This window comes from Clostridium chrysemydis (assembly GCF_015234215.1).
Classification (GTDB): Bacteria; Bacillota; Clostridia; order Clostridiales; family Clostridiaceae; genus Clostridium; species Clostridium chrysemydis.
Genome location: NZ_JADEKP010000002.1, coordinates 360,222 through 380,064, shown reverse-complemented (window position 1 = coordinate 380,064; position 19,843 = coordinate 360,222). Strand labels below are relative to the sequence as shown.

The 19,843-nt window shown below is 26.7% G+C and carries 22 protein-coding genes; 5 read left to right on the top strand and 17 right to left on the bottom strand.

Annotated features, from left to right (window positions below; genetic code table 11):
* Positions 1-31: 31 nt before the first annotated feature.
* Positions 32-721: a ZZ-type zinc finger protein gene (locus INR60_RS09700; RefSeq protein WP_194191321.1), complete on the bottom strand. Its 690-nt coding sequence runs from the start codon at positions 719-721 to the stop codon at positions 32-34.
* A 158-nt stretch (positions 722-879) separates the two neighbouring features.
* Here INR60_RS09700 and INR60_RS09695 point away from each other — a divergent pair, with 158 nt between their 5' ends.
* Positions 880-1,404 (top strand): hypothetical protein, encoded by a 525-nt coding sequence (locus tag INR60_RS09695; protein ID WP_194191320.1) that lies wholly within the window; start codon positions 880-882, stop codon positions 1,402-1,404.
* Positions 1,405-1,525: 121 nt separating this feature from the next.
* Positions 1,526-2,167 carry a PspA/IM30 family protein gene (locus INR60_RS09690; RefSeq protein WP_194191319.1) on the top strand — a complete coding sequence of 214 codons (642 nt, stop codon included), beginning with the start codon at positions 1,526-1,528 and terminating at the stop codon, positions 2,165-2,167.
* A gap of 45 nt (positions 2,168-2,212) precedes the next feature.
* On the opposite strand, the gene INR60_RS09685 is transcribed toward INR60_RS09690, so the two are convergent.
* The gene (locus tag INR60_RS09685) at positions 2,213-3,403 is read right to left on the bottom strand and encodes a zinc dependent phospholipase C family protein (RefSeq protein ID WP_194191318.1); all 1,191 of its coding nucleotides are present in this window, start codon (positions 3,401-3,403) and stop codon (positions 2,213-2,215) included.
* A gap of 166 nt (positions 3,404-3,569) precedes the next feature.
* Positions 3,570-4,595, bottom strand: coding sequence for a polysaccharide deacetylase family protein (locus tag INR60_RS09680; protein ID WP_194191317.1), 1,026 nt, complete (start codon positions 4,593-4,595; stop codon positions 3,570-3,572).
* A gap of 595 nt (positions 4,596-5,190) precedes the next feature.
* Between INR60_RS09680 and fba the strand changes: the two genes are divergently transcribed.
* Positions 5,191-6,054: a class II fructose-1,6-bisphosphate aldolase gene (gene fba, locus INR60_RS09675; RefSeq protein ID WP_194191316.1), complete on the top strand. Its 864-nt coding sequence runs from the start codon at positions 5,191-5,193 to the stop codon at positions 6,052-6,054.
* Between the two features lie 43 nt (positions 6,055-6,097).
* Here fba and INR60_RS09670 read toward each other — a convergent pair whose 3' ends face one another.
* The 12 genes from INR60_RS09670 to INR60_RS09615 all read right to left on the bottom strand — a co-directional run bounded on the left by INR60_RS09670 (position 6,098) and on the right by INR60_RS09615 (position 16,861).
* Complete coding sequence (locus INR60_RS09670) at positions 6,098-6,895, bottom strand: ABC transporter ATP-binding protein (RefSeq protein ID WP_194191315.1); 798 nt, start codon at positions 6,893-6,895, stop codon at positions 6,098-6,100.
* A gap of 1 nt (position 6,896) precedes the next feature.
* Positions 6,897-8,192, bottom strand: a complete 1,296-nt coding sequence (locus INR60_RS09665; RefSeq protein ID WP_194191314.1) for a hypothetical protein — start codon at positions 8,190-8,192, stop codon at positions 6,897-6,899.
* 135 nt (positions 8,193-8,327) lie between these two features.
* The gene (locus INR60_RS09660; RefSeq protein ID WP_194191313.1) at positions 8,328-8,528 is read right to left on the bottom strand and encodes a hypothetical protein; all 201 of its coding nucleotides are present in this window, start codon (positions 8,526-8,528) and stop codon (positions 8,328-8,330) included.
* Between the two features lie 74 nt (positions 8,529-8,602).
* Positions 8,603-9,739: an ABC transporter permease gene (locus tag INR60_RS09655; protein ID WP_194191312.1), complete on the bottom strand. Its 1,137-nt coding sequence runs from the start codon at positions 9,737-9,739 to the stop codon at positions 8,603-8,605.
* A complete protein-coding gene (locus tag INR60_RS09650) occupies positions 9,736-10,857 on the bottom strand; it encodes an ABC transporter permease (protein WP_194191311.1) in 1,122 nt (373 codons plus the stop codon). The genes INR60_RS09655 and INR60_RS09650 overlap by 4 nt, the downstream gene beginning before the upstream one ends.
* Before the next feature lie 4 nt (positions 10,858-10,861).
* On the bottom strand, positions 10,862-11,797 hold the full coding sequence (locus INR60_RS09645) for an ABC transporter ATP-binding protein (protein ID WP_194191310.1): 936 nt from the start codon (positions 11,795-11,797) through the stop codon (positions 10,862-10,864).
* 88 nt (positions 11,798-11,885) lie between these two features.
* Positions 11,886-12,515 (bottom strand): response regulator transcription factor, encoded by a 630-nt coding sequence (locus tag INR60_RS09640; RefSeq protein WP_194191309.1) that lies wholly within the window; start codon positions 12,513-12,515, stop codon positions 11,886-11,888.
* Between the two features lies 1 nt (position 12,516).
* Positions 12,517-13,626: a sensor histidine kinase gene (locus INR60_RS09635; RefSeq protein ID WP_194191308.1), complete on the bottom strand. Its 1,110-nt coding sequence runs from the start codon at positions 13,624-13,626 to the stop codon at positions 12,517-12,519.
* Positions 13,627-13,799: 173 nt separating this feature from the next.
* Positions 13,800-14,270 (bottom strand): cupin domain-containing protein, encoded by a 471-nt coding sequence (locus INR60_RS09630; protein WP_194191307.1) that lies wholly within the window; start codon positions 14,268-14,270, stop codon positions 13,800-13,802.
* 59 nt (positions 14,271-14,329) lie between these two features.
* Positions 14,330-15,676, bottom strand: a complete 1,347-nt coding sequence (locus INR60_RS09625; RefSeq protein ID WP_194191306.1) for a sensor histidine kinase — start codon at positions 15,674-15,676, stop codon at positions 14,330-14,332.
* Position 15,677: 1 nt separating this feature from the next.
* Complete coding sequence (locus INR60_RS09620) at positions 15,678-16,292, bottom strand: response regulator transcription factor (protein ID WP_420797486.1); 615 nt, start codon at positions 16,290-16,292, stop codon at positions 15,678-15,680.
* Between the two features lie 92 nt (positions 16,293-16,384).
* Complete coding sequence (locus INR60_RS09615) at positions 16,385-16,861, bottom strand: PepSY domain-containing protein (RefSeq protein ID WP_194191304.1); 477 nt, start codon at positions 16,859-16,861, stop codon at positions 16,385-16,387.
* Between the two features lie 169 nt (positions 16,862-17,030).
* Between INR60_RS09615 and INR60_RS09610 the strand changes: the two genes are divergently transcribed.
* Both INR60_RS09610 and INR60_RS09605 read left to right on the top strand, forming a co-directional pair.
* Positions 17,031-17,642, top strand: coding sequence for a class I SAM-dependent methyltransferase (locus INR60_RS09610; RefSeq protein WP_194191391.1), 612 nt, complete (start codon positions 17,031-17,033; stop codon positions 17,640-17,642).
* A 114-nt stretch (positions 17,643-17,756) separates the two neighbouring features.
* On the top strand, positions 17,757-19,214 hold the full coding sequence (locus tag INR60_RS09605) for a cation:proton antiporter (protein ID WP_194191303.1): 1,458 nt from the start codon (positions 17,757-17,759) through the stop codon (positions 19,212-19,214).
* An 83-nt stretch (positions 19,215-19,297) separates the two neighbouring features.
* On the opposite strand, the gene INR60_RS09600 is transcribed toward INR60_RS09605, so the two are convergent.
* Both INR60_RS09600 and INR60_RS09595 read right to left on the bottom strand, forming a co-directional pair.
* Positions 19,298-19,453: a zinc-ribbon domain-containing protein gene (locus INR60_RS09600; RefSeq protein ID WP_194191302.1), complete on the bottom strand. Its 156-nt coding sequence runs from the start codon at positions 19,451-19,453 to the stop codon at positions 19,298-19,300.
* A 227-nt stretch (positions 19,454-19,680) separates the two neighbouring features.
* Positions 19,681-19,836 (bottom strand): zinc-ribbon domain-containing protein, encoded by a 156-nt coding sequence (locus INR60_RS09595; RefSeq protein WP_194191301.1) that lies wholly within the window; start codon positions 19,834-19,836, stop codon positions 19,681-19,683.
* Between the last annotated feature and the right edge of the window lie 7 nt (positions 19,837-19,843).

Sequence of the window (19,843 nt, the reverse complement as noted above, 5' to 3'; positions counted from 1 at the left end):
AGAATTAGATGCATTATCTAATTCTCTTTCTTTATATAAGATTTTCTATATTTCTTTCGTAAGCCTCAGAAACATAATCGAAAGCTTGTGTATCTTTTACTTCCCCGTAAGTCTCTTTTCCGTTTATTTCTTTACTGTAAGTTAAAATTAAATAATCTCCATTTGCTTCTATAACTCTATATAAAGTATTCTTACTTAATATATTAACTTGCGTTAATACATTTACAGTATCATAAACCATAGTTTCGCTATTATAAAGTTCTGCTTTTGTATTATTAAACATAACTATTTCATGTTCTTTTTTATCACACTCTGTAACCTTTCCTCTCTTAAAGCAAGTATTACAAGAAGAGAATTTACAATCATTTATGCAACTTAAGCATTTACACTCTCTACAAAAACTCATCTTTTCAAAAACATCTTTATATTGATTTTTATATCCATTGCAATCATCTATTAACTTATTAACCTTTTCTTTGTCTAAATCATCTACTGTAAAAAATAATACCTTTTTCTTTTTTCCGAGCATTCCTTCAATCTCAGATATTTTTTCTGAATACTTATCTAAAACCTTTATGTTTTTAATGAAATATCTATTTGAAATATCTGTCCCATCTTTAAAGTCTATAATATTATCTATTCCAAAAGTAATATCAGTAAAATCTCTTAAAACCGTACTCTTTTCTTTTTCTATCCATCTATCAATCTCTTCTCTATTCATTTTAATACCTCCTCTTACGTTATCTATATTTTACTTTAGAGTTTACCTTAATTCCATAAGTTTTTATTAAGTTTACTTATTTTTATAAATTTATTATTTGATAATATATATATACTAGATATAATAAAGATAAGCTAAGGATTGAAAGGGGAAAATCAATGCAAAACAAAAAGAAATCCATATTTAAGTTTTTGATAATATCTTTAATATTTATATTTTCATCAACTATACTTCAAATACCAGCATACGCTATAGGCTTTAAAAGTTCTAGTAGCTATTCTAGTTCTTCTAGCTCTAAATCAAGTAAGCCTAGTTCTAGTTCAAATTCTAGGTTTAATACATCAAATAAATACAATAATAATTCAAATTCAAGTTCTTCTAATAAGTCTAATTCAAAATTTAATACATCTGATAAATATAACAATAATGGAGAAAATAAAGATAAACAAAATAACAATAATAGCAGTAATAACAATTCAAATAATAAAACAACTACTGAAACGCCTAAAAACAATGGGGGTAGCTCTTATAACAACAGAGGCTTTAGTTTCTTTGGAATACCATTTTTCGGTAGAAGCTATTCAAACGGATCTGGCTTTCATATGTCATGGATTTTAAAAATAGTTATTGCTATCGCTGTTATAGCTATAATCGGTGCTTTAATTTATTACTTTTTCTTCTAAAAAATAATTATTACTAATTTATGAATTTAGAATTATACTATAGACAATATTATTTAAAAAGTGTATTATAATCACATAAAGAGTTATTAAATACTATTTAACTTTCAAGGAGGTATATACAATGGGTATATTCAATAGAATTTCAAACATATTTAAATCAAAAACAAATTCGGCTTTAGATTCAATAGAAAATCCAGTACAATTACTAGACCAAAAAATTAGAGATATGGAAGAATCTTATAACAAAGCTAAGATCTCATCAGCTCAAATTTTTGGTAACGTAAAAGAAACTGAAAAAAATATGAATGCTGCTTTAGAAGCATCAAAAGACTACGAAGAAAAAGTTAGACTTGCTATGTCTAAAAATAACGAAGAGTTAGCTAAAAAAGCTTTAAAATTAAAGTTAGAATCAGATAAAAAGTACGAAACTTTAAAACAAACTTATGAAAGCCAAAAACTTAAAGCTTCAGAACTTAAAGAAAACTTAATCAAATTACAAGAAGAAATCGATAAAACTAGAAGTTATAGAGATGAAGCTAGTGCAAGATTAAATAACGCTAATGCAACAAAGCAAATTAACGAAATCATGGCAAACGTTCAAAGCAAAGATAACTCTATTAATTTAGATGATATCGAAAGAAGCATAGCTAAAAAAGAAAGTTATGCTGAAGGCTTAAACGATTTAAAAACTCCTACATTAGATGACGAGTTTAAATCTCTTGAAGATGTTTCACTTGATGATGAATTAAATAAATATAGATAATAAAAAGCTAAGTTAAACTTAAATTGTTTAACTTAGCTTATATTTTTACTTAAATATAGTTACATCTTTATTATCACTTATCCAAGAAGTTAAATCTTTATCTACCTTAACTTCCCCATTACATATAACTTTAACATTTTCTAGTTTTGCTGCATCTCCTACTGCTGTAAACTTTTCCTTTGTTATATACATGCTGTCTATATCACTAAATTTAATATTTTTATTATCAAGTTTTAGTCTGTAGGTATCATTACTTCCTCTTTCAAAATCATTTCCTGGATTATCTAAAGACCATTTTTGAACTTTTCCGTCTTTAGTTTTAACATTAAAATACATATAGTCATCTGTTCCTGCATCTTTTACATCACTTGTGTGGATGTATAAAACTAATTCACTTACATTTTTATCTATAGGTTTATTAAATGTTACGTCATTTAAAAATCTATATAAGTAAAGTGCTGTACCTTTTTGAGCGCTCGCTAACGCAGTCTTTGCAGCGTGGTCCCAATCATCCCAAGATGCACTCATATTTGCATAATCTTTATATAATTGTTTTGATTCTTTTGCATATTTTTTTGCATTATCTTTTGACCAAACTTCAAAATCATCTGTATTTTTTATGCTATTATAAAAATCATCACTTGTATTTTTTCCTGTTGTAGTTATTTCATACTTGTCCTTATTTTTCTCAGCAAAAGTTTCAAACTTCACATGCCCTGGACTATCGACAGCAGTTACATTTGCTGCATGATATGGAGTACATATATCTCCAAAGTAGTGCATTGATTCCCCTAAATAAAATGATGCCTTTTTGTAATTACCCTTTTTCCATTCATTTTTTGCAAGGGCTGTAAATTTTCTAAGCTGAGTTTCTGCATTATCTGGAATTGAATAAGCTAAGTACCACTTATTATCTTCTGAGAAGTTGTTATTAGTATCTGGATCCCAAAAGTGATCTTGATATAAATCGTAAGCAGTTTTATCGTAGTCTGGGAAAGTTGAACCAAGTTTAAAATCATGTAAGTTGTCTTTTAAGATATTAAGATTATTTATTAGATCATTTGATTCAGAATTAGATAGATCATTTTTTAATATATCCATTCCTTGAGTTACTATCATAGCATGAGTTCCTGTTCCATCCTCTTTTCCATCCCAAGCATAAGCCGTGCTACCACTTAAAGAAATAACGCTAATAACAGCTGCACCTATTAGTACTTTTAAAAATTTTTTCTTCATTTGATTTCCCCCTAAATTTGTAATTATTCTGGATAATTATAGCATATTTTATAAATACATAACTGGAATTGTTTACATTTTAATACACTAATTACATTATTCATATATTTTTAAAATAAATTCATTTAGGCAAAATAAAAAAACAAGGCGAAGTTCGCCTTGTTTTTTATTCAGCAGTAGTTGCTTTTTGCTCTGGATTTGAAGCATTTGAATTGCTTTCGTTATTTGAAGCTGTAGTATTTTTATCTTCTGGTTTAGCGTTTGAAATTACTTTAAATTCATAGCCTTGCCCTTTTAAGTATTTTATGATTGCTGGTAATGCTTTTACTGTTTGTTTCTTAGCTGCCGCATCATGCATTAATAATACCATGTGTTTTTCGCTTTTTGCATAAGCACTTACGTTGTTAACCATTTGCTGTACTGTATAGTTTCTTCCAGTTGCATCCCCTGTTTCAGCATCCCAATCAATAGAAACTATATTGTTTTCTTTAAAATCTTTATCAAGTTCTTTAAGATGCGGATCTTTGTAATACTTTCTTGATATGTATCCTCCAGGCATTCTAACTACCTTACTATCAAAGTCTGTTCCTAAAACATCTTGCATTAACTTATTTGTTTTATTAAATTCCTCCATAAACTTTGAAGGATTTACGCTATTTCCTGGATATAAAATCTTATAATTATGACTATAAGAATGGTTTGCTATTGCATTTCCTTCATCTATTTCTCTTTTTAGTCTTTCTCTGTTTTTATCACTGTTTTCAAGTTGTGACCCTAAGACAAAGAAAGTGGCATGTACACCTTCATTTTTTAATATATTTAAAAGTTCATCAGTATTTTCACTAGGTCCGTCATCAAAAGTTAAAAAAACTGATTTTGGCTGTTTAACTACTTCTTTTGAAAAAATCATTTTATAAACTATATTTGCTGGAACAGCATAGCTCTCTGCAGATTTTATAATATTATCTCCAGGTATTATATCATTTGGTCCGATAACTTTTGGTTTTTGCTCTGTATTATTTTCTTTTTTTGTATCATCACTTTTTGCATTTGCTACTATTTTGTCATCCGATGAAGAAAAGGCTTTACTAATTGCAAATGCTCCTATTCCTAGAACTAAAATTGCACAAACTATCAAAGTAATTTTTTTTCTTCTCTTTTGTTTTTTAATGTAAAATTCTTTACGCTTCATTTATACTTACCCTCTTTTGCTTATATTCTAATTTTCCTTCGTATATATTCTACCTCCTTTTTCTGTATAGAAAATTAATGTTTGAAGTACAAATAATTAAAGTTTGGAAACAAAACGGTTAAAAAAATTTGTTTATTTTAATTTTTTTTAAATATTAAATATGTAAATGTTTAAATTTGAATTTAGAAGTTGACTTTCTTAAAAAACCTTTATTTACTTTTATATTTTCTAATATTATTATGCCTCTAGATATTATTATTAATTCAATAGATTTCTATATTTTTATATGTTTTTTATTCCAAAAATTTTTTTTATCATTTTCTTCTAAATTAATCCATAATTTAATAAAAATTAAATCCTTTTTTATTAATAAATCCATATTACTACTTACTCTTCCTTTATTTTACTTATATGAATACGTTTAAATCAGCTATTTTCTGTTTTTTTCTCTTTTGTTCAACTAATAGATAGTATTTTGTCCTTTTTCTATTTTCATAATTTATTTTTTGGGGTATACTAAAGAATGGAGAGAACAATAGTAAGAATAATAATTTTTACTCTCTTCAAATTTAATTTAAGTATGGAGGTTTTGCACATGTTAGTTTCAGCAAAAGATATGCTAAACAAAGCTAGAGAAGGCAAATACGCAGTTGGACAATTCAACATCAATAACTTAGAGTGGACTAAAGCTATATTATTAACTGCTCAAGAAAACAATTCACCTGTAATCTTAGGGGTTTCAGAAGGTGCAGGAAAATATATGGCAGGTTACAAAACTATCGTAGGAATGGTTAATGGAATGTTAGAAGAACTTAACATAACAGTTCCTGTAGCATTACACTTAGACCACGGTAGCTATGAAGGAGCTAAAGAAGCTATGGCAGCTGGATTCTCATCAATCATGTTTGATGGATCACACTACCCAATAGCTGAAAACATAGAGAAAACTGAAGAATTAGTTGGATTAACTTCAGCTAAAGGAATTTCTTTAGAAGCAGAAGTTGGATCAATCGGTGGAGAAGAAGACGGAGTTGTTGGAGCTGGAGAAATCGCAGACCCACAAGAATGTAAACAAATCGCTGATTTAGGAGTTACAATGTTAGCTGCTGGTATCGGAAACATCCACGGACAATACCCAGCAAACTGGAAAGGCTTAGATTTCGTAGCTTTAGCTAAAATCAACGAAGCAGTAGCTCCAATGCCATTAGTATTACACGGTGGTACAGGAATTCCTGATGCTATGATCAAAGAAGCTATCTCAAACGGTGTTGCTAAAATCAACGTTAACACTGAATGTCAATTAGTTTTCAGAGATGCTACTAGAAAATACATCGAAGACAAAAAAGATTTAGAAGGAAAAGGTTTCGACCCAAGAAAACTTTTAAATCCTGGATTTGAAGCTATAAAAGCTATCGTTAAAGAAAAAATGGAATTATTCGGATCAGTTAACAGAGCTTAATTCTATTAAATATAAAAAACACCTAAATGTTTAGGTGTTTTTTTTAATCTATAAATACAGCTTCTTCCGAAACAACTTTAAGTATCTCATGGAAAAATTCACTTTGAGCCATTGAATTTTTCTCTAAAGTCTTTTCAATCTTTCCATCTTTAATATTTATAACCTTTTTAGAAAAGCTCGCAACTACAGCATCGTGCGTTACCATAAGTATAGTTATACCCTCATCGTTAAGTTCCTTAAATAACTTCATGACTTCACTTGAGTTTTTGCTGTCTAAATTACCTGTAGGTTCATCTGCTATAATTATTTTAGGCTTTGCAATTAGCGCTCTTGCTATAGCTACTCTTTGAATTTGACCACCAGAGCACTCTAAAGGATATTTATCTAATAAATCCTCTATACCAAGCCTCTTTGAAATATTTAACATTCTTTCTTCTATATAATCTTTATTTTCTTTTGCTAAAGTAAGGGGTATACCTATATTCTCTCTTATAGTAAGTCCATCTATAAGGTTAAATTCTTGATAAACAAAACCTATAGTCTTATATCTTAGATTTGATACCTTCCTATCACTTAATTTATTTATATTTTGACCATCTATATAAACTCGCCCTTTAGTTTGGGTATCTACCGTTGATAAAAGATTTAAAAACGTAGATTTACCTGCACCAGATGGCCCCATTATAGCTATAAATTCACCTTCTTTTATTTTGAAATTAACAGAATCTAAAGCTTTAATAGTTGTTCCTTCGACGATTTGCCCAGTTATATTAAACTTAATGCTAGTTATATATTCTTTAGTTAAATTTTCTGCAATAATAATATCTTTCTCTTCTATCATTTTATCTATCCCTTTTTATATGCTTAATTATAATTTTTCTATATACTTTAACACTTAAAAATCCCATAAATAATAATACAAATAGGTATCCAAATAATATAATTAGACTAAAATTATCAAAAAGTCCTGCTCTTTTATAAAGGAAAAATGAAAATAACATTTGTGTAAAAGGTAATATTAGAGTTAAAACTATATAAATTATCATTTCAATATTAATAGATGTTCTTATTTCTTTTTTTGTATAACCTATAAGAAATAATTGATTAAAATTTCTTTTTCTATTATTGGCTTCTACTATTATTTTATAGATCCAAGTAATTAATACCATTATACTTAATGAACCTAAGCCAAATGTAGTTATAAAAGCAAATCCTTTAAGCTTTTCAAATTTATCTAAAGAATAAGTTATAAGCGTTGTTATAAGTGTAAAACTTAAAACTATACTACCGCTATTTTCAATAGATCTTTTTAAATTTCTTAAAGAAATCACTTTATATATGCCTGTAAATCTATATTTTTCTTCATATAAATCTATCAGCTTTGGAACTACAGATAATACAAATATCCCTATAGAAATCCCTCCTAAAAGTGCCATAACACTAGCCCCTCCATAAGGATTTTCTTTGCTTAACTTTCCAAACAAGGAATAAAACAAAGGAATAAAATATAAAACTATAGATAAAATTAAAAGAAATAATGTTAAATATTTATTATTATCTAATTTCTTAGGTTTGTATTTACTTCCTGACATTTTTATTAAATCACAAATCTCTGTTCTATGACTCAAACCTGCATTTATAAGTGAAATAAATAATATTTGGATAAATAAAAGACATGTTGTACTAAAAATTCCATCTGCTGTTATTAAAAAACCAGTTCCGGATTCCCCCGTTTTTTTGTATAATTCATCTAAAAGAAATGGCATAGTTAAAAAAGATAAACCACCACCTAAAAGTAATGCTAATCCATTGAATATAAAATTTTGCAAAGTAAATCCAATGCTTATATCCATAACACTTGCACCACTCATCATTTCAACTGCGATTTCTCTTCCTCTTCTTTTTACGTAATACTCATTTACACTATAACCAAGTAATAATATAACAAATGCGACAACTAAAAAAATGCTTCCTAAAATAATCTTATCATCCATATTACTAGGTATTATTCCAGGCACAAAATACAAATTAAAAATACTACAAACTATAAAAAACTCAACAGTTAAAGAGCCTAAATATATTAAGCTATTTTTCATATCTAATTTAATAAATTTTAAAGTTAATCCAATAATCCCCATACAACCCCTCCTTATATGGTAAATTATAACATATAATGCATTATCTATGAATACTATTCCTATATAATAAAAGTTTTTTTGAAGAATCAATTATAAGTTTTATATATTAAAAAAAGGTGCAAAATGCACCTTATTTTAATTATTTTGAAATTTTGTTGTAAATTCAAAGACTAATCCAGAGCTTATTAATGCTATTGCAATAGTCATACCATATTCTCCAAATTCGATATCCTTCAAATACATAACTATAGATACTATACTAACTAACATACCTAAAAACATAATCCAATCTGTCATTGTACTAGGTTTAAGGCTTTTTATAACCCTTTTAATCATAAACCTCTCCACCTCATCTCAAAGTCTAAAATCACACTTTGATTATATCATAGAGACAGGCTAAACAATAGTAATTATCTATTAACAATTTTATCTTCTATGTGAACTTTGTACGCAACAAATAAGAAAAATGCAATTGAGAATAATAAAACTATAACTATATTTAATGAAAAGTCTAAAATATTTCCTCCACTTTGAAGCCCATATATCATCTCCATTATCCACCTTGTAGGTAAAAACCATGATATCTTTTCAACAATTTCTGGGAAAAGACTTATAGGAACAAAACATCCTCCAAGCATTAGTAGTACCATCATCATAATGTTAGAGAGCATACTACTTTCTTGAGAAGTCCTCGTTATAGAAACGTTAAATGACCCTATAGATACAGCGAGTATAGCAGTAATGAATAATGCTATAAATAATTGAATACTACTTAACCCTGTACTTATTGAAGAAATATTAGAAACTAAAATAACTATTATAATTATCTGAACTAAAATAGCAGTTAAACTTCCTAAAATATTCCCAGCATAGTACTCGTAAGGCTTAAGCCCTGATACAAACATCCTTTCATAGACCTTATCCTCTTTATCATTATTAATTCTATCTGCACCCATATTTCCTCTAAAAAATATAGACATTATTATAAACCCTATAAGTGCAATAGAGCCAAAATTATCTGTAGAATTATCCTTAAGACCTTTACTTTTTATATCTAGCTTTTCTTTAGAATATTCTTTTAAATATGAATTAAATTTTTCTTTGTTTCCTTTTGATATTTTAGCTAAATCTAAAAGGTTTTTACCATTTTCTTTAACTAAAGAATTAAGTAAAGACTTATCTTCACCTTTTAAATTAACTACTTCTAAATCTAATTTACCTTTTAAAAGTTCCTCTTCAAAATCTTTATTTATAATTAATCCACCATTTATATTGCCAAGTTTCACTTCATCTTTTAATTTTTCTTCTGTGTACTCTTTAATTTTAACATTTTCTCCATCACTAATTGAATCTAAAATAGCTTTTGAAGCTTTTGAATTACTGCTATCTAAAACTCCATAAGTTATATACCCTGAACTACTTTGAATCAGTCCACTTAATAGTATTACTGATGCGACTGGAAGAAGAATAGACCCTATAAAGAATATCGGCTTTTTAAATATCATAATCTTTAAATTATGTTTAAGCATTAAAATAATATTTCTCATATTCTATCCTCCCTTCTTAAACAAAATACTGCTATCATAGATAAACACACTAAGAATATAGCAATATTACTTATTATTGATACTAATAAAATATCTGTTTTTTCTAGGTAAATAAAATTAAAAATACCTCTATTTAACCATCTTAAAGGTGATATATTTGTAAGTATTTGAAAAAAACCACCTAAGTTATCAGGAAGTGCTATATAAGCTCCTCCAAGGAAAGAAAACACTGGAAAAACTGCGCCCTCTACAATAGTCATAATCTTTTCTCTTTCCTTTAATAAAGAAGAAATTACAACACCTATAGATATTACTGCTAAAGCAAAGATTTCTATTCCTAAATATATTAAAAATGGATTATTACCTAAATTAATTTTTAGTATAAATAAATTAAATAAAAACGCAGGCATTGTAACTACAAAGGATATAATAAAATTCCCTATAATATTTCCAGCGTAGTAATTTAAATTACTCATTCCGCTAAGCCTTCCCCTATTATAAATTCCTCTTTTTCTATCTTCATCTAACTTATTAACTGGGAAAAGCATTATATATAAACACATCATAGTGATTTCTACAATTCCATAATAGTCAAAAGATGTTTGCTTTACTCCACCTTCTATCTCTAAAACATTTAATTTTATATTTTCTTTATTACTTGCTATCTCCTCTCCTAAATTTATATCACTTTTATATGCTAAATTTATTACTGTAGATCTATTTTTTATATTTTCTAAAACAGTCTTTAGCTCCTTATAAGAGAAATTATTAGAAGATTTAGTATAGATATCTACTTTTTTATCATTAACGTCTAAAAGCACCCCATCTTTTTCTCTAGCTAAATCCTTTCCTTCTTCGATATTTTTTACGTATTTTATTTTATAATCTAAATTTTCATTTTTTATAACTTCACTTAAAATATCTATAGTTTGGTTTTCCTTCTCTGACTCTAAAATATATAAAGATTTTTCTTCATCTTTCTCTATATTAGAACTAAAACCATTTTTAAGAACATTTCCTAAGAGTATAGTTAAAAATATAGGAAATATTGCAGTAAATATAAGATATTTTGGTTCTCTTATAGATTTTAAAACTACACTTTTTATTATTCCAATCATACTATTACTCCCTTAAAGTTCTTCCAGTTAAAGTTAAGAATACTTGTTCTAAATTTACCTCTTCATATTTAATATTAATTATCTCTGAATTTGAACTATTTAAAGTCTTTATTATATCTTCTAAATTATTTGCTTCTTTATTTGAACTTATAATAATTTCATTTTCACAAAAATCTACATCTACTACACCATTTATATTTAATATAGTATTTATATCTAATGATTTAATATCTTGAAGTGATACTATTAATTTCTTCTTATCACAAACTAGATTTTTAAGTTCCTCTTTAGTTCCGTTTACTATAAGTTTTCCGTGGTCTATAATTCCAATCTCAGTACATATAGCTTCAACTTCTTCCATATAGTGAGTTGTATAAATTATAGTTACTCCTTTTTTATTAAGCTCACGAACAGAATTTAAGATATGATTCCTAGACTGGGGATCAATTCCAACTGTAGGTTCATCCATAATTAAAATTTCTGGTCTATGAACTAGTGCACAAGCAATATTTAACCTTCTTAACATCCCCCCTGAAAACTCTTTAGAAATCTTTTTTCTAACATCAGTAAGTCCTGTAAACTCTAATGCGCTATCCACTCTCTCTTTAAGTTTTTTTCCTCTTAATCCATATAGCTCTCCAAAAAACTTTAAATTTTCTTCTGCTGTAAAACTTTTATATAAAGCTATATCTTGAGGAACTAGTCCTAAAACCTTATTTTGCCCTTTCATAGATTTACTTACATCTACTCCATTTATTTTAATTTCTCCAGATGTTTGTTTTAAAAGGCCTGATAATATATTTATAGTTGTACTTTTACCTGCACCATTAGGTCCAAGTAACCCATATATTTCTCCACGTTTTATCTTAAGTGATATATTATCTACCGCTAAAAACCCATTATAATTTTTAACTAAATCTTTAATTTCTATAGCATACATAAAAAATCCCTCCTCTTTATTTTATTATACAAAAAAGACCTTCTCTAAAAACCTAGAGAAGGTCATAATCTATATATGACTTTTGTCACTATTTAATTATATTTAAATATTTTATAGCAATTTGAGTTCTGTGAGTAAGGTTTGTCTTTTGCAAAATTGAAGTTATATAATTTTTTATAGTTCCTTCTGAAATAAATAGTTCTTTACTTATTTCTTTATTACTAAGCCCCTTACAAATCTCCTTAATTATATCTTTTTCCCTATCTGTAAATATACTTAAATCTTCTAAATCACTATTATTTTCTATAATCCCTAAAGATATCTTTTTTAATACATCTTCTTGAATAACTGAATTTCCTTCATGAACCATCTTTATAGCATCTATTATTTTATCTGGTTTAGTATTTTTTAAAAGGTATCCTTTTGCACCAAACTTTATAGCATCTCTTATATATTCATCTTCATCAAATGTTGTTAGTATAATTACTTTTCCTTTATTTAATCTATTAATTTCTTTAGTTGTTAAAACTCCATTTAAAACTGGCATTCTAACGTCTAATAAAATTATATCAGAATCATTACACTCTAAAAAATTTAATACTTCTCTTCCGTTTTCAAAAGCTCCTAAGACTTCTATATCTTTATCAACTGATAAAATAATCTTAAGGCTTTCTCTAATTAAACTATCATCTTCACCTATAACTAACCTTATACTCATCTTACACTTCCTTAATATTAAAAATTATTATTGCACTAAACCCAAAACTACCATCTAAAATTAATTTACCACCTTCATTTAAAACTCTTTCTTCAATCTTACTTAATCCATACCCTTTTTTTATTATAGAAGTTCCAAACCCATCATCTTTAAACATAAATTTAACTATTTTATTTAATACCTCAATCTTTACATTTACTTTATTGCACTTAGAATACTTTATAACATTTGTACTTAATTCTTTTATAGAATCATAAATTATTTCCCAATTAGCTAGTGATATTTTCTCAAGTTTACTATTATAAATAAAGCTTACATCTATATTAGTGTCGTTAAATTTTTCGTTCAATAAATCCTTAACTCGATTTACTCCTATTTCTTCTTTATTTGGAGAAATCATATGAATTGTATTTCTAATATCATCCATACCTAGCCTTAAATTTTCAGTAACTTCATCTAAAAGTTCCCTTCCTTTTAAAGAATCTACATCTAAAATAACTTTTGCAGCTTCAAGTCTCATTAAAGATCCTGCAATAACATGCCCCACTTCATCGTGCACTTTTCTTGAAAGGTTATTTCTTTCTTTTAGTTTAGCGTTATATAATTTTTGCCTATGTAATTCTTCTTCATCTCTTAATTTTTTATTTATCCTGTGATTTGCTTTTATAGAATAGTCTAGATCTTCTTCAAGCTTTTTAAACTTTAAAGAATGTTTATTTATATAATAATTAAAAATTATTAAAATCACCCCAAAATAAGATACCAAGTATGTATCTTCTTTATAAAAGTTTCCAAATACAGTTACTATTATTAAAATAAAGGTAATCAAATATTTATAAAAACCTTTTAGATTTTCAAGTGCTATCTCTAATATAAATAAAACTGAAAGTCTAAATCCTAAATAACAAGCTATAAAACTAATAATAATTAAGGTTACTATTATTAATCTATCCTTTTTAAATATATTTTGAAGAAGAGATAATGAAATAGAAATTAAAATATATCCTAATAAAAATCCGATTTCTCCTTTTTTAATATTTTCAAAACTAAAGATTCCAATCCCAATTAAAACTAAAAATCTAACTATTAAATTTATATTTGATTTATTCATATAATCTCCTAACAAATTTCATCTATTATTTATATTTTATCATTAAATAATACTTATTTGTAAATGAGAAACTAAAAAAAGAAATGGATTGAGGGAATCCATTTCTTTTTAGTAAATTGTCGAATATTTACTCTATTCTTTTTATCTTATTCTTATTATTTTTAAATTATTACTTAATCTCTAGTAAGTTTTAAAATAATTTCTTTATGCTTTGGATATGCACTTAATAATTCTTCTCTTTTAAATAATTTAAAATCTTCAAAAGTAAATTGTGGTGCTACCATACAACCTACTAGTGAAAAACCATCATTATTCATAGAAGAACCAAAGATGTAGCCTTTAGGAACTAAAACTTGAGGCTCTTCTCCGTTTTCTATATCTAAACCTAATTTCTTTTCAATAAGTGCCCCATCTTCATTTATCATATAAATAGTAAGAGCGCTTCCTCCGTGGAAATACCACATTTCATCTGCTGTTAAAACGTGAAAGTTTGATACCTCTCCTTTTTTAAGTAAAAAGTATATAGAACTATACAGTTTTCTATTTCCATCTACTTCTTCACTTGATACGAAAGTCTGTTTAAAGTAACCACCTTCAACGTGTTTTTGAAGCCCTAATTTTTCTATAAAGTATTTAGCATTCATTTTATTTCCTCCTTAGTTAAATTATAATAATTATTATATATCTTTTTAACTATGTCAAACTAAAATATAATGCTTATTTTAGTACCTACCCCTACTTCGCTTGAAATTTCAAGTTCTCCTTCGTATAGCTTAATTAATTCTTTTGAAACAGAAAGACCTATCCCAAAGCTATTATTATATTTTCTAGATTTATCTGCTCTATAGAATCTATCAGTAATCTTATCTAAATCTTCTTTTAAAATTCCGATTCCATTATCCTCTATAATAATATTTACTCTGTCATCTTTAAATCCATTTATTTTAATAATCTTTAAATCCTTATCAGAGTATTTTATAGCATTATCTATAAAGATAATCATAAGCTGCTTTAAATGCTCTTTTAAAATTTTAATGTTTAAATCTTTTGAAATAGAAACTTCAAAAGAAACATCTTTATTTATTATTTTAAAATCCTCTACAACACTTGTAACCACCTCTAATAGATTTGTTTCTTCTATATTATTTAATTCTATCTTTCCGTTTTGAACTCTTCCTAAAACTAATAGATCATTTACAAGCTTTTCTAATCTCTCTACTTCTTCAAGACTTATATTTAAAGATTTATCTAAAACCTCTTTATCTTCTTTTCCCCACCTATTTAACATTTTTAGGTGGCCTTTTAAAATAGTAAGAGGTGTCTTTAACTCGTGAGATGCATCTTGCACGAATCTTTTTTGACTGTTTAAAGATTCTTCTACTTCATCCATCATACTATTAAATAAAATATTTACTTTATCAAACTCATCTTTTGGATTAGTAATTAAAACTCTTTCACTTACGCCTTTTTCTTTAATATTTTTAATTGTTTCTCTAAGTTTTTTAAGCTTATCTAAAAATACTTTAGATACGTAAGTTCCAAGTAATATACTAAATATTAAAACTAAAACAACAGTTACTATTAATGAGGGAGTTGTATTTTCTATAAAATTCTTAAATATATCACTTTCTGTAAAAATATAAATATAATTATTAGAGCCTTCTATATTTATAGGCGCATTTAAATATATATCTTCATCTTCGTTTATTTCATAGTCATATCCTATCTTCTTTTTTTCTATATTCTCTAAAGATATATCTTTATCTAGATCTTTATTTTTATATAAGATTTTACCGTCTTTATATATTATAATTTCTAAATCCATAGATTTAAAAATATCATCATACCTATCTTTAGAAATATTGCTATTTAATATTTCTTTTACAGAATTATATTCTTTTAAAATATTATCTTTTTCATATTCAGTTGCCCAAACTCTAAAAAGGACAAATTGAGATATATATGAAAATAAAAATACTAAAATTATAGCAAAAAAAGTTATTATAGATAGTTTTTTAAATGTTGATATATTTTTGAATTTTTTTATCATACTACCTTAAAACATATCCAACTCCCCTTACAGTTTGGATATATTTATCCCTCCCATCTATTAGCTTACTTCTTAGATGTCTTATATAAACATCCACAACATTATTTTCTCCGTCATAATCATATCCCCAAATATTCTCTAAAAGTGCATCTCTTGTTAATACTTTATTTTTGTTTTTAATAAGCATTAAAAGTAATTCATATTCTTTAGTAGTAAGTGATATAGGAACACCTAAAACTTTTACTGTTCTTCCTTCTATATCTATTTCAATATCTTTGAAAATTAACTTATTACTTTCTTTAGATTCCATCTTCACTCTTCTTAAAAGTGCATCTATTCTAGCTAAGAGTTCTTCTATTGCAAAAGGCTTTGAAATATAATCGTCAGCACCTGTTTGAAGACCTGAAACCCTATCCATAACGTTATCCCTTGCAGTTAACATTATAACAGGAGTATTTTTAACCTTTCTAAGCCTTCTACAAACCTCAAGTCCATTTAAGAAAGGAAGCATTAAATCTAAAATTATAATATCAAATTCCTCATTTAAAGCCTTTTCTAAGCCCGACTTCCCATCAAGTTCTATAAAGGCTTCATAGCCTTCGTATTTTAATTCCATCTCTATAAATGATGCGATATTTTTTTCATCTTCTATTATTAAAACCTTTTTCAATTAAAGCACCTCTTATTCTTTTATTCTATAGAAGTTAATTAATCTCTATCCCTTTTATCTGATACTGGAGAATCAAAATCTAATATTGCGCCAGTTTTTGAATCAACTTCAACTTCATATAGCATATTATCGTTTCCCTTTATTTCAAACTCATAAACTAAAGACATATTATCATCATCAAAGTCTTCTTTAGTCTTTATAACTTCACCTTTAACTTTGTCTAAAGCTATCTTTTTAGAATCCTCTAGATTATATTTTATTTCACTTTTAACCTTATCTAAAGCTATATCCTTAGCCTTTTCTTCAGTATAATTTACATTCCCTTTAACTGTTTTATATATTGCGCTAAAAGTAATTCCTCCAAACACAATGATTAAAACTCCTCCTATTATAATACCTCTTTTTATAGTTTTTTTGTACTTTTTGAAAAAGTTATCTTTTTTAACATTCTTATTATCTTTTTCACCATTTTCCTCTAAAACTGTAACTTCTATTATTTCTTTATTATCTTTCATAATAATTTCCTCCTTAAACTTTATGACTAGATTATATCTTCTCAAAATTAAACTATTTTTAAAGTAAGATGAAAGTAAGATTAAAAAAGATTAAAATATTTTAATCTTTTAAATTAAAGTAGTATAATAAGCATTGCATAAATTATATAAGGAAGGCCTGAAAATTATGATAACAGAAGAATTTTGCGAAAACATTTTAAATATCAAAACATCTGGAATACAGCAAATAGATGATAAATTTTACCACTATAATAGATACGAACCTACAGATTATAGGGCTTTAGATCTTTTATTTAGTGATTACGATCTTTTAGAAACTGATTCTATAGTCGACTTTGGTTCTGGAAAAGGAAGACTTATATTTTATATAAATTATGAGTTTAATTCTAAGGTAACTGGAATAGAGATGAATTTTAATTACATAAGAGAGTCTTTAGAAAATAAAGAAAGATATCTAAAAAAATATAAAAAGAAAGAAGATAAAATAACTTTTTTAAATATCTTAGCTGAAGATTATGAAGTTTCAAAAGAAGATAATAAATTTTATTTTTTTAATCCTTTTTCAATCCAAATCTTTATGAAAGTTATAGATAATATTTTAGATTCAGTTGATGATTATTATAGAAAAATCGATATTGTTTTATATTATCCATCTGACGATTACATATACTATTTAGAAAATAACACAGCATTTACTTTAAAAAAGGAAATCGATGCATCTAAACTGTATAAACACTACGACGAGAGGGAAAAATTTCTTATATATACTTTATCATATTAAAATTATATTACAATTTAAACTTATCGATACTTATTATTTGTTAATATTAAAATTATAAGTTATCATAAGTTTTATAAGAAAATTTAATATACACTACAGAAAAGAGGTTATTCTATGGAACAAACTTTAAACTACGATTCTCTTTTAATTTTGTCTGTAGTTGCGTTTTTTACGCCATTTTTAGTATCAAAATTAAAAAAGATAAAAGTCCCCTACCAAGTAGGCGAAATATTTATTGGGATATTGCTTGGAAAAAGCTTTTTAAATATTATAAAGCCTGATGTTTGGATATTATTTTTATCAAACCTTGGTTTAGCGTATCTTATGTTTTTAAGCGGACTTGCTATAAACTTTGATGATTTAAAAGTAGTTGAAGGAGAAAATTTTACATCTTCTAAACTTTTTACAAGCATAAAAATGTTTGTAATTTCACTAATAACAGCACTTATTTTATCACTTACTTTAAGGTTTATAGGAATTCCACACGGTGCAATCTTCTTTGCACTATTATTTACAGCAGCAGCCCCTGGACTATTAGTTCCTATTTTAAAAAGTAAAAATATTATAAGTAGTGACTTTGGGCAAACCGTATTAGTATTTTGCATTATTACTCAATTAGTAAGTTTAATTGGAGTTAGTTTTGTATCTTCAGTTGCTATGTATGGTTTATCTTTAAAAAGTTTTACTTTTTTAATACTTTTTGCTGCAGCTATTTTACTATACATTTTTAGTAAACATGTATTTAAGACTAACGACTTTTCCGCTATGGCCTTTAAAAACCTTCATTTAAGCGTTAGAGGCGCTTTCGTCTTAGTTTTAGTACTTGTAGCAATTGCTGAAAAAGTAGGGTCTGAGATAATACTAGGCTCCTTTTTAGCTGGTATGGTCTTTTCACTTATAGTAGGAAAAGCTAAAGACGAAATCACTCACCAGTTAGACGTTGTAGGATACGGATTTTTAATTCCTATATTTTTTATTATGGTAGGAGTAAAAATCGACCTTAGAACAGTAGTTGATAACCCTAGTTCGATTTTAAAAATTCCAGTATTTTTACTAATATTTTTCTTAGTAAAATTCATTCCTTCTCTAGTTTTAAAGAAGAAATATGGGATGAGAAATGCTTTTGCTGCATCAACTTTACTAACAGCACAACTGAGCTTAGTAATAGTAGGCGCCCAAATGGCATTAAACTTAAAATATATAAACGAAGCTGACTATTCAGCCTTTGTTGTAACTACTGTTATATCATGTATTCTTTTCCCTATTCTTTTTGAGAAATTTATAAAACCTGATGAACATACAGTTTTAATAGATTCAGAAGATGAAAAGATTATAATCCGTGAATTTGTTATAGGAAGCGAATGGTTTATAGGAAAATCTCTTAAAGAATGTGAACTGCCTAGAGGTTGCAGAGTCTTTTCAATCATAAGAGATGAAGAAGAGTTTATGCCAACGGCTGATACAGTTTTAAAGGCACAAGATATTATAATACTAGCTGGAGTTAAACTAGATGTTTTAAAAACTATAGATATGCTTGCAGTTTGCAACTTAGAAATTCCAGAAGATAATTAAAAAAATATCCTAGCAAAATTTTGCTAGGATATTTTTTATAAATAAAAAATCCGTAGCCTAAGCTACGGATATAATACACAAAACTATCTTCTGTTGTTTTGTTGTTTTCTTGCTCTTCTGCAATCTGGGCATCTAACTGGATCGTTATCGAATCCTTTTTCTTTGTAGAATTCTTGCTCTCCTACTGTGAATACGAATTCGTTTCCGCAATCTTTACATACTAATGTCTTATCTGTCATAATAATTCCTCCTAAATTTAAAGATCTAATATAATATTTAGTAATCTCATTTAAAAGAAACTAATATTAACTAAAAACTTTTTTTATTATTTATTTTGTAATTTTCACTACTTTTTTATTGTAACTTAATTTAAATAAAATTGCAACACTTTTTTTAAATTTTTTTTGTTTTTTTAAATATATAAAATAAAAAGCTATAGAATATTTCTATAGCTCGCACATTCGAATTATCTTCTGTTGTTTTGTTGCTTTCTTGCTCTTCTGCAATCTGGGCATCTAACTGGCTCGTTATCGAATCCTTTTTCTTTGTAGAATTCTTGCTCTCCTACTGTGAAAATGAAATCTTTTCCGCAATCTTTGCATACGATAGTCTTATCTGTCATAATTATT

Coding starts and splice junctions, on each gene's coding strand:
- INR60_RS09645 (WP_194191310.1), bottom strand. CDS start 11,797: ATGTATGCTATAGAAATTAAAGATTTAGTTAAAAATTATAATGGGTTT.
- INR60_RS09670 (WP_194191315.1), bottom strand. CDS start 6,895: ATGATAGAAGAGAAAGATATTATTATTGCAGAAAATTTAACTAAAGAA.
- INR60_RS09680 (WP_194191317.1), bottom strand. CDS start 4,595: ATGAAGCGTAAAGAATTTTACATTAAAAAACAAAAGAGAAGAAAAAAA.
- fba (WP_194191316.1), top strand. CDS start 5,191: ATGTTAGTTTCAGCAAAAGATATGCTAAACAAAGCTAGAGAAGGCAAA.
- INR60_RS09630 (WP_194191307.1), bottom strand. CDS start 14,270: ATGAATGCTAAATACTTTATAGAAAAATTAGGGCTTCAAAAACACGTT.
- INR60_RS09600 (WP_194191302.1), bottom strand. CDS start 19,453: ATGACAGATAAGACATTAGTATGTAAAGATTGCGGAAACGAATTCGTA.
- INR60_RS09665 (WP_194191314.1), bottom strand. CDS start 8,192: ATGGGGATTATTGGATTAACTTTAAAATTTATTAAATTAGATATGAAA.
- INR60_RS09685 (WP_194191318.1), bottom strand. CDS start 3,403: ATGAAGAAAAAATTTTTAAAAGTACTAATAGGTGCAGCTGTTATTAGC.
- INR60_RS09650 (WP_194191311.1), bottom strand. CDS start 10,857: ATGATTGGAATAATAAAAAGTGTAGTTTTAAAATCTATAAGAGAACCA.
- INR60_RS09690 (WP_194191319.1), top strand. CDS start 1,526: ATGGGTATATTCAATAGAATTTCAAACATATTTAAATCAAAAACAAAT.
- INR60_RS09620 (WP_420797486.1), bottom strand. CDS start 16,292: ATGGAATTAAAATACGAAGGCTATGAAGCCTTTATAGAACTTGATGGG.
- INR60_RS09660 (WP_194191313.1), bottom strand. CDS start 8,528: ATGATTAAAAGGGTTATAAAAAGCCTTAAACCTAGTACAATGACAGAT.
- INR60_RS09595 (WP_194191301.1), bottom strand. CDS start 19,836: ATGACAGATAAGACTATCGTATGCAAAGATTGCGGAAAAGATTTCATT.
- INR60_RS09655 (WP_194191312.1), bottom strand. CDS start 9,739: ATGAGAAATATTATTTTAATGCTTAAACATAATTTAAAGATTATGATA.
- INR60_RS09605 (WP_194191303.1), top strand. CDS start 17,757: ATGGAACAAACTTTAAACTACGATTCTCTTTTAATTTTGTCTGTAGTT.
- INR60_RS09700 (WP_194191321.1), bottom strand. CDS start 721: ATGAATAGAGAAGAGATTGATAGATGGATAGAAAAAGAAAAGAGTACG.
- INR60_RS09615 (WP_194191304.1), bottom strand. CDS start 16,861: ATGAAAGATAATAAAGAAATAATAGAAGTTACAGTTTTAGAGGAAAAT.
- INR60_RS09695 (WP_194191320.1), top strand. CDS start 880: ATGCAAAACAAAAAGAAATCCATATTTAAGTTTTTGATAATATCTTTA.
- INR60_RS09635 (WP_194191308.1), bottom strand. CDS start 13,626: ATGAATAAATCAAATATAAATTTAATAGTTAGATTTTTAGTTTTAATT.
- INR60_RS09640 (WP_194191309.1), bottom strand. CDS start 12,515: ATGAGTATAAGGTTAGTTATAGGTGAAGATGATAGTTTAATTAGAGAA.
- INR60_RS09625 (WP_194191306.1), bottom strand. CDS start 15,676: ATGATAAAAAAATTCAAAAATATATCAACATTTAAAAAACTATCTATA.